At 35.2% G+C, this 14,886-nt stretch carries 14 protein-coding genes; 6 read left to right on the top strand and 8 right to left on the bottom strand.

All coding sequences use genetic code 11. From position 1 onward, the window contains the following. Positions 1–63 precede the first annotated feature (63 nt). Positions 64–1,332 carry a hypothetical protein gene (locus ACXAGJ_RS01685; RefSeq protein WP_474836549.1) on the top strand — a complete coding sequence of 423 codons (1,269 nt, stop codon included), beginning with the start codon at positions 64–66 and terminating at the stop codon, positions 1,330–1,332. Positions 1,333–2,003: 671 nt separating this feature from the next. On the opposite strand, the gene ACXAGJ_RS01680 is transcribed toward ACXAGJ_RS01685, so the two are convergent. Beyond that, positions 2,004–2,750, bottom strand: a complete 747-nt coding sequence (locus ACXAGJ_RS01680) for a toll/interleukin-1 receptor domain-containing protein (RefSeq protein ID WP_474836548.1) — start codon at positions 2,748–2,750, stop codon at positions 2,004–2,006. A gap of 193 nt (positions 2,751–2,943) precedes the next feature. On the opposite strand from ACXAGJ_RS01680, the gene ACXAGJ_RS01675 reads away from it, so the two are divergent. Then, positions 2,944–3,381 (top strand): DUF4231 domain-containing protein, encoded by a 438-nt coding sequence (locus ACXAGJ_RS01675; protein ID WP_474836546.1) that lies wholly within the window; start codon positions 2,944–2,946, stop codon positions 3,379–3,381. Here ACXAGJ_RS01675 and ACXAGJ_RS01670 read toward each other — a convergent pair whose 3' ends face one another. From ACXAGJ_RS01670 to ACXAGJ_RS01660, 3 genes are all read right to left on the bottom strand, one after another. Further along, positions 3,382–4,206: a hypothetical protein gene (locus ACXAGJ_RS01670; protein WP_474836544.1), complete on the bottom strand. Its 825-nt coding sequence runs from the start codon at positions 4,204–4,206 to the stop codon at positions 3,382–3,384. It lies immediately after the preceding gene. Positions 4,207–4,208: 2 nt separating this feature from the next. Next, complete coding sequence (locus ACXAGJ_RS01665) at positions 4,209–4,451, bottom strand: hypothetical protein (protein WP_073313565.1); 243 nt, start codon at positions 4,449–4,451, stop codon at positions 4,209–4,211. Positions 4,452–4,612: 161 nt separating this feature from the next. Beyond that, entirely contained in the window at positions 4,613–4,954 is a 342-nt protein-coding gene (locus tag ACXAGJ_RS01660) for a hypothetical protein (RefSeq protein WP_474836541.1), read from the bottom strand. Positions 4,955–5,068: 114 nt separating this feature from the next. Here ACXAGJ_RS01660 and ACXAGJ_RS01655 point away from each other — a divergent pair, with 114 nt between their 5' ends. From ACXAGJ_RS01655 to ACXAGJ_RS01645, 3 genes are all read left to right on the top strand, one after another. After that, entirely contained in the window at positions 5,069–5,278 is a 210-nt protein-coding gene (locus ACXAGJ_RS01655; protein ID WP_073313560.1) for a hypothetical protein, read from the top strand. A gap of 190 nt (positions 5,279–5,468) precedes the next feature. Next, positions 5,469–6,578, top strand: coding sequence for a hypothetical protein (locus tag ACXAGJ_RS01650; protein ID WP_474836539.1), 1,110 nt, complete (start codon positions 5,469–5,471; stop codon positions 6,576–6,578). Positions 6,579–6,586: 8 nt separating this feature from the next. After that, entirely contained in the window at positions 6,587–7,657 is a 1,071-nt protein-coding gene (locus tag ACXAGJ_RS01645) for a hypothetical protein (protein WP_474836537.1), read from the top strand. Between the two features lie 55 nt (positions 7,658–7,712). Here ACXAGJ_RS01645 and ACXAGJ_RS01640 read toward each other — a convergent pair whose 3' ends face one another. Next, entirely contained in the window at positions 7,713–10,955 is a 3,243-nt protein-coding gene (locus ACXAGJ_RS01640; RefSeq protein ID WP_474836535.1) for a M14 family zinc carboxypeptidase, read from the bottom strand. 266 nt (positions 10,956–11,221) lie between these two features. Between ACXAGJ_RS01640 and ACXAGJ_RS01635 the strand changes: the two genes are divergently transcribed. After that, positions 11,222–12,103, top strand: a complete 882-nt coding sequence (locus ACXAGJ_RS01635) for a hypothetical protein (protein WP_474836533.1) — start codon at positions 11,222–11,224, stop codon at positions 12,101–12,103. A 16-nt stretch (positions 12,104–12,119) separates the two neighbouring features. Here ACXAGJ_RS01635 and ACXAGJ_RS01630 read toward each other — a convergent pair whose 3' ends face one another. From ACXAGJ_RS01630 to ACXAGJ_RS01620, 3 genes are all read right to left on the bottom strand, one after another. Then, positions 12,120–12,881: an SDR family NAD(P)-dependent oxidoreductase gene (locus ACXAGJ_RS01630; RefSeq protein WP_474836531.1), complete on the bottom strand. Its 762-nt coding sequence runs from the start codon at positions 12,879–12,881 to the stop codon at positions 12,120–12,122. Between the two features lie 111 nt (positions 12,882–12,992). Then, complete coding sequence (locus tag ACXAGJ_RS01625) at positions 12,993–14,321, bottom strand: S41 family peptidase (protein WP_474836529.1); 1,329 nt, start codon at positions 14,319–14,321, stop codon at positions 12,993–12,995. Positions 14,322–14,344: 23 nt separating this feature from the next. Further along, the gene (locus tag ACXAGJ_RS01620; protein WP_474836527.1) at positions 14,345–14,788 is read right to left on the bottom strand and encodes a MarR family winged helix-turn-helix transcriptional regulator; all 444 of its coding nucleotides are present in this window, start codon (positions 14,786–14,788) and stop codon (positions 14,345–14,347) included. Positions 14,789–14,886 lie beyond the last annotated feature (98 nt).

The following is a 14,886-nucleotide window of genomic DNA, read 5'->3' as shown; positions in this document are numbered from 1 at the left end:
AGTTCGTACAAGTTCGTTCAATGTTGTTCAAGTCATAAATTTTGATCAATTTTGTTAGTGTCTATGAATAGGTATCCAGAATATCATTTAGTACAGCAATGTCTGCTAGAGATTGAGAACCGTCTTGATTGGGGGTCTTCAGATTCTTGGCATAATGATGTATTTATTGAATTGAGTGAGCATATTCAAAAAGAGACTCAGGTTAACCTCAGTACAACCACCTTAAAACGAGTTTGGGGTAAAGTAAAATATCAAAACGCCCCTAGCATTAGTACACTTAATACTTTATCCAAGTTTGCAGGATATGAAAACTGGAGAGCCTTTAAAAACAAGAAAGAGCCAAAGAAGAAACCATCCTGGATAAAAGACAAGGTGTTTCAAAATATGGGAATTATTGTTGCAGCTGCGGGGATTATGACCTTTGCCTTTATTTCTTTCTTCTCTATGGTGAGTACCGAAAATGATAATATCCCACCGTTAGACCTTTCAAAAATCCATTTCAAAAGCAGACCTATTTCCAAAGGATTACCTAATTCTGTAGTATTTGATCTGAATTTGGATGAAATCACATCAGATAGTATTTATATTCAACAATTTTGGGACAGAACCAAAACCGTAAAAGTAAAACCTAAACAAAAACAAGCCACAGGGATCTATTATTATCCAGGATATTTTAGAGCGAAATTACTAGTCGATGGAAAAATTATTAAAGAACATGATTTGTTTATCGCTTTAGATGAATGGATGGGGACGATAGATTACGAACCCATTCCTAAATATATCGATGTTAACGATACCGTGAATCGTCCTTTATCATTTTCCGATACTTTTATTAATGAAATAAGTGATAATAAGAATCCAATTGTCTCTACCTTCCACTTGGTTAAAGATTTTAATATGTCTGGAGATGATATGACTATTGAAACTACGGTGAAAAATATATATAACGAAAAGTGGGCAGTTTGTCAAACTCTTCGAATCGTAGTCTTAGGAAGTTCTGGCGCTATGATAATTCCTTTTTCTATACCTGGTTGTGTGTCTGATATTAATCTTATGCTCAACGATGTTTATGTAACAGGAAAAGAACATGATTTATCTTCGTTAGGAACAGATTTATCCGATTTCAAAAAACTAAAAATAAACGTTGAAAATAATAAAGTTACTGTATACATTGAAGATCAGGAAGTGTATAGTAATAACTATCATGAGCCTATAGGGAAATTTGTAGGTATCCGATATCGTTTTTTAGGTGCAGGATCAATAAAAGAACTTACAATAACCGATAGAAAAACCAATCAAATCGTTTTACAAGACCATTTTTCTAAAATATAAGCCCTCTGATTTCTAAATTTTTATACTGTAAATCCACAAAAGATTGGCGGTTTATACTCTTTTATTTTTCTTGTTAAAATCGTAAATTTGCAACATAAAATTTAGAACAAATGTATCCATTATTTCTTGATTCTATTTTGTTCCATCCTTTCTTCAGGGCATAGTTCCAAAGTGCCCATTTTTAGAAGGGTACGATCAAAATTCATTGCTATAAATTATCTAATAAAACCAATTGTTTTTAATGCTCTATAGTGAGCAAAAAAGTACGTTTCACAAGTTGATATTAGATAAACCATTCATAGTTAAGAAATTAACAATGTATACCCCTAAATAGATTGTGATTTTCGGCACAAGATTTGCTCTAAAAAAAAGGAATATTAATTTTTAAATGTTTAATCATGTACAAACCAATCTTACATACTAAACTAGGTGATGATCCTGGGACGTTGGCAGTACATCAGTCATTGACTGTTTCAATTTACCGTACCGTCTGGCGAAGGATTATTAATACCCTTATAACAGAAAAGTTTACAGATTTGGTAAAGAGAAGTTTAATGACCATTGGTGGCCACGTAAGTTTGTATTTGAGTTGGTTTGCTTTATGTTCCGTCTCGCTCAGGACGTAAAACAGGAGTAATTAAGGCGAGCCAACCAAGTATTGTAAACAAGACTCAAATAGTATAGTATTCTTTTATAAAAGTAGTGCCAAAATCGGTTATTTTATAATACGAAAGTTGTTCTACCTTAGTTTTAGTTAGGATACCTAGTGCTTCCAATTCGTGGATGACACGTACAACATTTTTTCTTCTTTCTATTTTAGAGCGTTCGTATACTTGTTTAATAGTTAATCCTAATTCTTCAGCATACGTTCTAAATACAGAAATAACACTGGCTCTTACTAGTGCTGCTTGATATTCTTCTAATGAAGGAAGGTTATCAACGATCGGAGAAGAAGAATCATTTGTAGGAAGCGATAATACTCTTTTTACTTCTTGAGTTACCTTTACAAAAAGCGCATCTCTTTGACCATCATCCATCGCAACCAAAGGTTCTGTGGGAGGATTAACGGTCTGAAACTTTGATATGGCATCTATATCAGAAAACATACAATGACTAATAATGATGGGAAATATGTAAGCTCCCTCCTGCTCTGCTGCTGTTAGTAATGCAGGAAGCTCTTCATTATTTATAAAATCGGAAGCAATAAAATTAGCACTTACCATAAGGATGGCTATTTTGGTATTGCTAAGTGCTTTGTATATTTCATCTCGCCAATCCGCACCAACTTCAATTTTGGAATCTTCCCAAATCGTAAATTGATACTCTCGTTCCAGATAACTAAGATGTACCCTCAGCAGGTCGAGCCATTTTGCATCTTTTTTGCTGTAACTAATAAAAACACCTTGCCTATTACTCATTATGATTTTGTATGGTTAATAATTTGGACACCATATGGTATCCATAAATATTTAAAAGTTATTACAATGACTGACGATATGAGTAGCTAAAAGTAACTAGATTTCTGTTAAAATAAAACAAAACAAATCATCGATAATAGCCTTATATTTATATTTTAGTTTTTCTTAAAAACAAACCTCTTAAAACCTAGATATGAACCAAGAAGAATATATTAAACAACGAGTTGATAATCAATTGCATTGGTATAGCGCAAAAAGCATGATCAATAAAAAAATGCACTTAGGGACTCGTGGATTGGTTATTATTTTTTCTGCCTTTATTCCCTTTGCAGCAGGTTTTTCTGAAACACATCCTGATCAGCTGTATTTGAATTATCTGATTGGAGTATTAGGAATGTTGGTGGCTATCATTGCAGGAGTATCCGCTTTAATGAAATATCAGGAAAAGTGGGTCAAATACCGTTCTACAGCTGAAGCACTGAACCGCGAAAAATATATGTTTATGACCTTATCCGGAAATTACCGAGATGAGAAAGATCCTTTTCATCTATTGGTGACCAGAGTTGAAAATATTATTGCTTTGGAAAACACCATGTGGAGTGAATTTATGAACGAAGATGAAAAAATATAATTATCGAGCCAGTGTGATCCCAAAACTTATTGCATTGTTACGCCTGAATAATGGTTCTTCCTGACCATTAAAGTAGGTAACATTAAATCCTATATTCGGAGTTACATACACATCAAATTTACTACTAAAATAGAAATACGTATCATCCTCTGAAGCCAGTAAGTCATCGGCATAAACATGATTAAATTTAAAAGTACTGATCCAGCTGATCCTTTTGTATTTTCGATCCTTTGGAGAAACTGCATTCCAAAAATTGGCTCTCAAAAACAAGGGTAAAGTTATCCTGCCATACTGTTCACTATCTACCTCTATTTGATTTCTAAATCCATTTGCATTGGTCACTCCAGCCAGGAAATTGATCAAAATAGCATCATTTAGAAATTCATATTTGATATATGCATTTAAAGAAAGATAATGTAAATTGTTTTTAAAGCTTTTGTCGGCTATCATTTCTGGAGCTCCCTCTAGATATAATGAAAACAAACCAATTGTAGTTTTTTTGAAATCATATACCAACCCTACAGGAATCCCTAAAGAAACATTGTTTGGAGCACTAGAGATGCCACTTCCGATGTTTACATCTATAGAGGGTTTGATATAATATCCCCAACCTTTTTCTCCCAATACTTCGTTTACAAAATAATACCCTCCTGCCCTTTCGCTTTGGCCAGGAATTCTATTTAAGTCCAAAGTCAAACTCACCGTAGTTGAATCGTTGGATACAAAAGTTTTACCATACCCTAAAGAAAAAAGGCGCTCTTGTCCATAGGTGTTCGCAATACATCCAATTGCAAACAATATCAAAATCGATTTTAAGATTTTCATAACTAATTGGAATATGCGTTAATTCTGGTTACTATATCCTGTATTCTTTTCAGAACGGTAAATAAATCATTAGTGAGTTCTGTAGTTTTTACCTGCGAAAACTTTCGTTTTAGCTCCCTGGCTAAACGATCTGCCATAAATGAAGAAATAAACTTATCGATTGGATCTGTTAATTCTATCTCGTCAAAAGCATATCGGCTATTTTGAGCAATAACCTCTTTTACTCCTTTTTCTACGCTATCCATGGTTAATAAATAATATGTGTGAACTTATATAGATTATTTCTTAGTTATCTAAAAGTATCAATTCATTAATGTTTGGGCAAATTAATTAGAATAAAAAAAGGAAAACAACGGGGAGTCATTTTCCTTAGAATATAGGTAAGTTCAGGGTATTAATTATATTGTTAGTATCCAGCTAATAGTACATAAGAATCGGTTACTGGTGTGATGGTGTAGTCTTTTACTTTTCTTTCTTTTTTCAAGTACTTATCAGCCTCTTCAAAAGCTGCTTCTAAAGCACTTATCTCAGAGTTTGCATCTACAGAAATTGTTTTTGAGATCACTCCTCCATTAGTATACTCAATACTTATTTTCCACTTTTTAACAGAGTGTGCATTTTTCTTTCTGTAGCTATCTTCTCCTTCATTCTTTTTACGTTCCGTCTTCTCTTTCTCATTTTCAGTATTTGATGCAAATACATTTCCAAAAGTCAAGCAAAATAGCGCAATAGTTAGTACAAGTTTCATAGTTGTGATGATTTGAATTTCTATGTTTCAAATATACAAAGATTATTTGAATAATCAAATATTTTTTTAATAAAAATTTATTTGTATATTTGATTCCTTTTATCATATATAATAATGGCTAACAAAAAATTAAATAAACTGCTAAAAAGAAGTAAAGGTTCGAAAACTGTTTACGGAATTTCGAAGGCACTTGGTGTAAGTCCTCAAGCTGGAGACTATGTTGTAAAGCGAAAAGACCTAGCCAAAGATTTTGCTCGTCTTAAAAGAATTGCGGATTATATGGAGGTGGATATTAAAGACATTATAGATTTTAAAGAGCAATAGATCTCTTCAGTATTTCTTCTATGATTTGATCCATATTTTACTGCACCCTACTCCTATTTTATACAGTAACCTGTTGGCTTTAAGATATATTTAATACTGCTGCAAGTCGTTTTTTGGTATTTCTTTAACTCTAGCCCCGGTTCATTTTATATACTTTTAGAGAAATTCGTCACTCTCTAATTACTATATCATGAAAACATTACTCGTCATTATTATCTCCTTATTACTTTCTATTACTTCTATTTTTGCAAATGAAACCTCTCCTTTAAAAGCTGGTTTTACAGCGGGCAATCCAGAAGTAACTGCTATCAATGCCATGACTTTTGGTCCTGAAGGAATTTTATTTATTGGAGATAGTAAATCTGCTCAGGTGGTTGCTATAGATCTTAGCGCTCATGCAAAGGCAGACAATTCTAAAGTAAGAATAGACAAACTTGATCAGCAAATAGCAGACATGCTGGGTGCCGCAATAGATCAGATACAAATCACCGATATGGTGGTTAATCCAGAAAACAACAACATTTACATTTCTGTAATGCATGGATCTGGAAACCCTCTACTTCTAAGAGTTGAGAACAATGCATTAAAAGCGGTTGCTTTGGATAATGTATCTTTTACCAAATCTGAAATTACAGATCCTGTATCTAATGAAGCAAAAGATCGTCGCGGACGACAACTTCGCAGATGGGCAGTAGCCGATATCAAGTATACCAACGGAAAAGTATTGTTATCCGGACTAAGTAATAAGGAATTTGCTTCTACGTTTCGCTCTATTGATTTTCCTTTTAACAAAAAACAGAACTACGGTTCTTTAGAAATTTATCACGCAGCACATGGAAAATATGAAACCCACGCTCCTATCAAAACATTTTTGACAGCTGATATTGCTGGAGTTCCACATATCGTTGCAGCTTACACTTGCACTCCTCTTGTAGTTTTCCCTATGAGCGATGTTAAGCCAGGAGAACACACCAAAGGAAGAACAATTGCCGAATTAGGTAGCGGAAACTCTCCTTTAGATATTGTTGAAGTAAAAAGTGATAATGCCCATTATCTATTGATCTCTAATTCGAATAGACCTTTGATGAGATTAGATTTTGATGATTTAGAATCTTTTAAGGCTTCTTTGACAGAGCCTGTAACCATAAAAGGAGCTGCAGTAGGTGTAGATTATGTAAATATGCCGTTTGTGAATGTACAACAATTAGATGCCTATGATAAAGGATTTGTTATGATTCAAAGAGAGTCTTCGGGCAACTTAGCTCTAAAACATGGGAGTCCTTGGTGGTTATCAAAATAAAAACGCCAATGAGAACTCATTTTAAAAAAGCATTACTACTTCTATTGTTATTTATAATCTGTTCTATTCCGGAGATGTTTTCTCAAGCATCTCCGGAATTTAGTTTTAGCAGAAATCATATTATCATAAAGGAAATTGATGAACCCAACAAAGTGCTAAAAGTATACCGCGGTCATCTTCCAGAAGATGAGATAACGAAGACTAGGACAGCTATTTTGGGCAAAACTATCCAAGAAAAGAGTCAAATTCGCTTTACTCCTTTTGTGCCATTCAATTGGGAACAAGATTATACCCTTGTGTATAATGGAACCTATACATATTTTCACCTGAAAATCCCGGATGACTATCAATTTCTATCTGTAAAAGGGGTTTATCCATCAGCCGATAAAGTGCCCGCAAATCTTTTGAAATGGTATGTTCAGTTTTCAAAACCCATTAATGAAACTGCTATCTATGATCATATTCATTTTCTGAATAGATCCGGAGATACCATACCAAGAGCGGTATTAGATTTTACCAATGCGTTGATAAGTGAGGATAGTAAACTTCTTACCGTTTGGATAGAACCAGGCAGGCAAAAACGAGATCTAATTCCTAATCAGGAATTAGGCCCTGTCTTTGAAGAGGGCAAAATGTATACATTAGTCATTTCCGGAATAAAAGATCAAGCTGGAGTACAAATGAAGGATCATTTTACTAAACAATTTCGAGTTGTTAAAGCAGATCGCCAACAGCCTGATATTAATAGCTGGAAAATTACCCCTCCAAAGCACAACACGAAGTCAAAATTAATCATTGATTGTAAAGAATCTCTTGATTACGGAAGCACCATAGAAAGCATGCAAATTGTGGATAGCAACAATAACCCAATCGAAGGAGATTGGGAATTTTCAAACAAAGAATCTACATTATCTTTCAACCCTTTAAAAAACTGGTTTAAAGAAAGTTACATTATTTTGTTTAATCCTAAACTAGAAGATCTTGCAGGAAATAATTTGGATCGATTATTTGATCGAAAAGTAGGAGAATTATCTTCTTCGGCAGTTAGCGAATACTCGCTGAGTTTTGAGGTTCAATAAAAAACGAGCTTTGAAGTATTATCAAAGCCCGTTTTCTACATAATTATATTGCTCGTTACATTTTAATAAATCGATTCGTCCATTTATTTTTTTCCTTACTGATTTCGATAACGTATACTCCATTAGGCAATGTGGATACGTCTATCTGTTTCACTTCCATCATTCGACCTTGTAGTACATTTTGTCCCACATAATTAAATATTTGATAATTCGCATCCTTTAACTGCTGTAAACCTCCAATATGTAGCGTATTGCCATAGATTGGGTTTGGATAAAGATTAACCTTATTTGATAAAGGTATTTGTGCAATGTCATTTCCTTTAGACACCACACCACCAATGTTTACGGTGTAATCCTCTACTTCTCCATAAGTGAAGGTTTCACATGGTCCTTGTGCTGAATTGTATTTCATAGACACACGCATTCTGGTATTACCCGATAATGCAGTTGTTGGTACTGAGAAAGTATAGGTTTGATCAGCACTACTATTAGTAGATTCTGATACAACCTGTTCTGCAGCATCAAAGGTTCCATCTTTATTATAGTCGATCCAAACACTCCAAAACTCAGTGTAGGCAGTATTCACAAAACCAACACTCAAAGTAATTGAATTAGAACCATAGGGTACATCTGCTATTTGAGCAGTGAAATCCGCATACCCTCCATTTGCTCCCGTAGGATTATTAATTTGATTTAAGGCCACCAAATCTATATATTCATAGTTTACATTATTCCCTTGTGAACTACAATACGTGATTCCACCATCGATCGTAGTCGCGTTAATGACATTACTTGAAGGTGAACTATTTCCTGCTCCATCTTTGGCAATAACAGAAAAGCTATAAGCAGTATTTGGTGCCAATCCACTGGCTATATGAACAAGACCATCCACGGTAGCGATTAAATTAGCTCCCTGATATACTTCGTAGGCGGTAACACCAATATTATCTGTTGCTGCTTCCCAAGATAAGGTAACACTATTGGAAGTAATATTAGAAGAAACCAGGTTTGTTGGTGCAGTTGGTGCTTCGGTATCCACTGTAGAAGATATAACACGTATATTATCTATAGCCATATCACTACGCCAACTTGATCCTGTTACTCCTTTAAACTGAACCTTTACTACAGATCCCGTATATGATGAAATATCTAATGAAGCCTGGTTCCATGAATTTCCTAAATTTCCATTTTGGGACCATAAAGAAGTATAATTTACTCCATCATCATTACTGATCAATACTTCAAGGCTTCCCATAGTAGCTCCATACATATGATATCCAAATTCTAAAGTGGCTCCCGATAAACTGGATAAGTCTATACATGGGCTATTCAAAATTGCTGTTTTATTTGGGCTTCCTGGCGGAGACACATTAGTAGAAGCTTCCAGATATAAATAAAAATTACCATCCTGAGCAGAAGACGGTCCTGTGGTTTGAGAAGGTGTTCCCCCAGAATCTCTGGTCCAATTTATATCATCTCCTGTGTCATTGGTCCACACTCCTAGATCGGTTTCAAAACTTTCTGTGTAAGGAAAAATACTAACTCCAGCGCAGGTAGGAACATCGGTAGTAGTAAATGTAACAGAAGCACTGTAAGGAGAACTCACTCCTCCTGAACAATTACTTCGTACCTGAGCCTCATAATCTGTAATAGCATTCAAATTAGTTAGTGCCAAACTATTTGTAGCCGTAGCAACTGTAGTCCAGTTTGTGGTTCCTACTTCTCGATATCTTACATCGTAGGTAGCACCAGTGCTAGAATTCCAGTTTAAAGTTGCTGTAGAAGTTTGGATACTGGTTGCTTGCAAACCATCTGGAGCTTGGCCTGCAATAGGATTCAATTGTACATCTTGCACTACAGTTGCAAAATCGGCTATAGCAACCCCAGTAACGGTAAGAGGCTCATAACAATCTGCTTCGTATTTGATATCATAAGTTCCTGCTTTTATTAGTCGATAATAGTCTCCTTCAGGTAATTCGGTAGGTACCCAGGATTCGAAACCTTCTTTTCCGATAATAGTGATCTTGGCATCCAAGGGTTGATTAGTAATCGCATCGGTGACTACACCACGAATTCCGTAGGTAACCTGTTTTAAGTATGCAATAAGTGCATCCTCGTTATAATTCCAAAAGTTCACTAGCTGACTGGCAGGAGGCGTCTTAGCATTAGACAACTCGACAGTTACCTCTCTCCCTTTTTTGAAATAGGTTTGATAATCCTGTCGCCCTCCTTGTACTTCGTACCAATCGTATCCATTGGTAATTCCATTATTTAAGGCGTCAAAATACCCTGCTGGACTATTTGCCTGACTATAGTCCCTATATTCTTCTGAAATATGTATAAAATAATCCTCATCAGGATGTGCTCCAGCAAAGGTGTCCCAAGGGTAATTTATAAGTTCTATACCTCCATGGAAGTTTGCCGAGAGTGTGAAATGTTTAGAATCTGCAAAATTCATAAACGCCAAGGTTTCGACTTGATAGGCATTCCCATCCGGGTTTGGACCATCATCTGGATCTGGATAATTTCTATTGAGGTCTACATTATTTGCATTACCCCGAGTCGCATTGGCTACAGAGGTGTTGTTAGGACTATTTCTAAATGTACCATCTGGGTTTGCTAAAGGGTTGATCCATACTTCGCTAGTGTCCAAAAGATTTTTGATCTCTGCATGACGAGGATGCGAAGTATCTTTGTAAGCGGTTAACAACAAATCAATAAGATTTAGCATGATAGGGTATCCTGCCAGTTCATCTCCATGCATCGTTGCCGAGTACATAACCCTAGGTTCTTGTTCATTACTGGCTACATTATCTGATAATTTTACAAATAATATAGATTTATCGCCCTCTGTTGTAGCTCCTATGTTCTCTACCTGACATAGCGTTGGATTATTTGTAGCAAAATCATTCATAATGCTCACATAGTCAGCATATGTTGGATAGGCTGTAAGAGGAAAGGTAGCCGCCTTTACAGAGAGATCCGATGTCATGGTCCTATACCCTATTACATTATCCTCTGAATGTAAGGTAAAAGGAACTTTTTTGGCTAAAAAAGCAGCAAACTGATCAGCATCGGCCATTACCTTCACGGTTCTTGTGAAATCGTCATAATGAACAATTGCTAGTTCTTTGGTGATTGTACTGAGTTCTGATTTGTCAGCAATTACAAAATCAAAAATAACTTCTCCTTTGGTCTTTAAATACGTTTCTGCGAGTTGTTGGTTATTTTGTTGCCCGAATAGTGTGCTACTTATGGTAAATACCACCATAAGCAACAGAATTGCACTTTTTTTCATGGTTTTAAGAGTGAATTAAGTGAGTTAAAAATTGGTTTTAATTGTGTAAAAATATTGTTAATACTAAAGGTACTGTGAATTCTTCAGAATAAAAAATATGATTTAAACGATTGACTTTAAAACAAATACTACGAATAAGTGTAAACATCACATCCCTGGCAAAAAAATATCCGATCAAAATAGTTATCTTAGAAGAGTCAAATTACCTCACATTTTGCATGTCCTATTGGGCGGTGCAGACAACCAACTTTTGAAACACATATATTATGGCTTACGACGATATTTTTCTCATTGCAGTACAAGAACATTTACTATTTCATAAGATCATTGAGGACGATGAATCGGTGACAAACCGAAATTTAAAAAATCATATTATTGACTTTCAAGATAAAGCGGGTATTTATACCGATGGTATCATCGGTCCAGAAACACTTTGGGAGCTACAGTATCCTTATGTAACCAATACCGATAAATTAAATTGGGTGCGATGCGACGCTGACAAAATTGGAGGTATTGAAGGTTTTGATCATTTTATATTACGAGAAGATGCTGCAAGACAATACAACCTATTAAGACGAGAAATTGTAGATCGTGGCGGTAAAATTACCAGTAGTGGGGGTAAAAGATCATTAACCGCAGGTGTAAGCAGTCATAGATCTGCCAAATCGATGCATTACCCAGGACTTGCCTTTGATTTGTCTGTTAACTCTGGTTTTTTCTCTCCAAAGACAGATCCTTTTGTAATGGTAAAAAACAAAGGTGCTAATCCTGAAAGTTATTGGCAAGTATATTGTCGTGCCAGCGGAGGGGATCTTATTGAAATTGAAGCTACCTATTGGGATAGCTGGGGATCTGGTAAGGATAAAAAAGTTAAAATTAAGGATCGGTTTGTTGATTTTACGAGTACCGCAAAGAAATATGGTTTCTATCCAATCCCACCTCGAAGAGGATACACCAGACCAAGCAACAAAAAATATCTAAGCTCAGAATGGTGGCATTTTCAGGCTAACCCTTTACTTATTCCTGGATTTTCGCAATTCGGTATAGAGTTATTAAAACTAGAAGATTACAGTGCCTCATTCATCAAAATGCAAAACCGTAGTATTTGGGAAAATAGAAAATCTATTTTCAGAAAAACCTGGTGGTAAAGAAAATTTTGTTGAGTTATCGTATGTGACTCCCAGCGTTGACATCAATGGTGGCGCCTGTAGCGTGATCCATCAAACCACTGCACATTAATCCAACCAAGGCGGTAAGATCTTCGGGTGTGGTGAGTTCATTTAATGAAATTTCATTTAATATTTTCTCTTCTCCGTATATTTTTATAAAATCCTCCGCCATTCGTGTTTTTGTAAAACCAGGTGAGAGTACAAAAGACTTGATATTATCCTTTCCAAAAGATCTGGCCACGCTCCTGGCTAAAGAAACGAGCCCTCCTTTTGAAGCTGCATACCCCAAAAACTCTTCGGTTTCTCCTCTAAATACTGCTCTACTCCCAATAAATATAAATCTCCCCTCTCCATTCTTTTTAAAATGATCAATCCCAAGCTTGGTCAATAACCCTACAGCATGTAAGTTAATAGCTATAGTTTTTTTCCAGATACTCCACCACTCTTCTGTATCCAAATTGGTAGAATGTGCTTGAAATACGCCCGCATTTAGAACTACTACGTCAATGCTACCAAATGCGCTTTCTACGGCCTCAAAAAGGGATATCACCTCATTTTGATTTGCCAAATCTGCTTGAAAAGCCTTAGAATTAGTGTTATAGCTACTTACCAAAGCTTCTGCAGCACTCCTATTGGTATTATAATGCACAGCAACGGTAGCTCCCATCTTCATCAAAAACCCTGCAATAGCCTTACCAATTCCGTCCGATGCTCCCGTGACCAAAATCACCTTCTGATCGAGATCAATTTGTATCATAAAATATATTTCCTATAAATATACTAATGGAATAGCAAATTCCTTATAAAAACAAAGACCAGATTTAAAGTAAAACCTGGTCTTCGCAATTCAATGGGGTAGGCACTTTGTCTAATTCGCTTTTTCTTGAAATGCTTTTAAATTGTTTTGAAACAACTCTAATTGGTCATCATTATTTTTGGCTGCAGTTTTTACAGCCTTTTGATAATTAATTAATGCTAAATCGTTTTGATTGTTTGTTGCTAATGCTTCTGCATAACTATCATAAACATTTGCTGAATCCGGAAATAATACGGTGTTTGCATTAAATATTGCAATAGCAGTATCTTTTTGACCTCTTAGCAAATAAGAATATCCTAACCCATTGATTTCGAACTCATCCAGAATTCCTGAGGTGATTAAATATTCCAATTGTTTAATCAATTCTTTATTATCCTTTTCTAGCGTGGTAATAGCATTCTCCAAAGGATTAAAAAGTGTATTACTATATGTTATAGCTTCTTGTTTGGCTAGTTCTTCCGCCTTCTTTAATGCTTCATCTGCATTCATTTTGATATCAGGAGTTACTCCCGTTCCTTCCCAATTGGTTTTGGTAACCGTATTTACGGTTCTGGCAAAAGGAATACGTATTCCAAAATCCGTCCCGTCAATACCATGATATCTGGTTGGGTGTGCTCCACCACCCGTCACTTCACCAATAACGGTTGCCCTTTTTCTACTTTGCATGGTATAAGAAAAGTCTTCTGCTCCCGAAAAAGTATAACTACTAGTTAAGATATAAACGGGAACGTTTGGACGTTTTAACCCCTTTGTATCTACTACCCACATTTCTTCAGAATGATTATTAGCCCTAGAATATATCGTGTTCAACAACAATTTTTCATTAAAAAAATAGCTGGACAAGTAGTTCACGGTTACTGGGCTCCCTCCTCCATTTCTTCTCATATCTATAATTATAGCATCGGCAATTTGCATTTCATTCATTACCTGATCTATCTTAGAAGTATGAAAAGGAGCACCGCCAAAATAGGCCAAATCTATATATCCAATATTTCCTTTCATCAATTTAAAGCCTCTTAGCATAGGAGTTCTATACCGACTAAAATTATCTTTAAAAGAAGGCTCTTCTTTACTTGATTTACGAGGTTCTTTATTCCATACAAAACGGAGATGTTTATCTTTGGTTATACTTCTCATTTCTTGGGTAAGAAAGCTGGCAAAATCACTAGGTGTCTTTCCCTCAAAACTACCATTCTTCATTAATTTATCAAGATGGGCATTGGTTTCTTTTGCTTTATCCAAAAAAATATAGTTCGCTTCCAGTAGCTCTTGAACTTTCTCTACTGTTTGGTGATATGGTGTCTGTCCGTAATTGATTGATTGATATAAAAACGCTATTAAAAGTGAAGCTAGTTTTGCAAGCGCAAGAATTCTTTGCATAATACTATTTTTTTAGGTTAATACTATTGATTTGTTGTACAATTGGTAATGATTTTATCTAATATTTTTTCGACTTGATCAATTTCTTCTTTTGTTATTCCTTCTAAGGCAGTTGTCCGATTCTTTATAATAACAGGAGGCAACTTTTCCAATATTTGTTTTCCTTTGGTAGTAATTTCAATGTTATATCTCCTCCTATCTTCACTATGGGGCGATCTAACTAAGTATTGTTTCTTCACCATCAAGTCTATCATACGGGTCATAGAGGCATTATCTTTAAATACCAATGCAGCAATTTCCTTTTGTGATAGCTCTGGGTAATGTTTCAGAAATAATAAGATTAAACCTTGATCTACAGTGATGTCACTTACTGTTTCTGATATTCTTTTCTGAGCGTACTTCCTGTACTCTTTTATAGCACGTTCAATTTTATAAAAAACTACCTGAGTCGGAATTTCAATATTCATACATATTTATTTGATACAAATATATTTGATATATCAAATAAATACATCTACTCTAAGATTATTTTAACACAATACTCATTAATATCAACTTCAGCTAA

Source organism: Aquimarina sp. AWH4_224, assembly GCF_056160245.1.
This window is presented reverse-complemented; position numbering and strand designations above follow the sequence as displayed.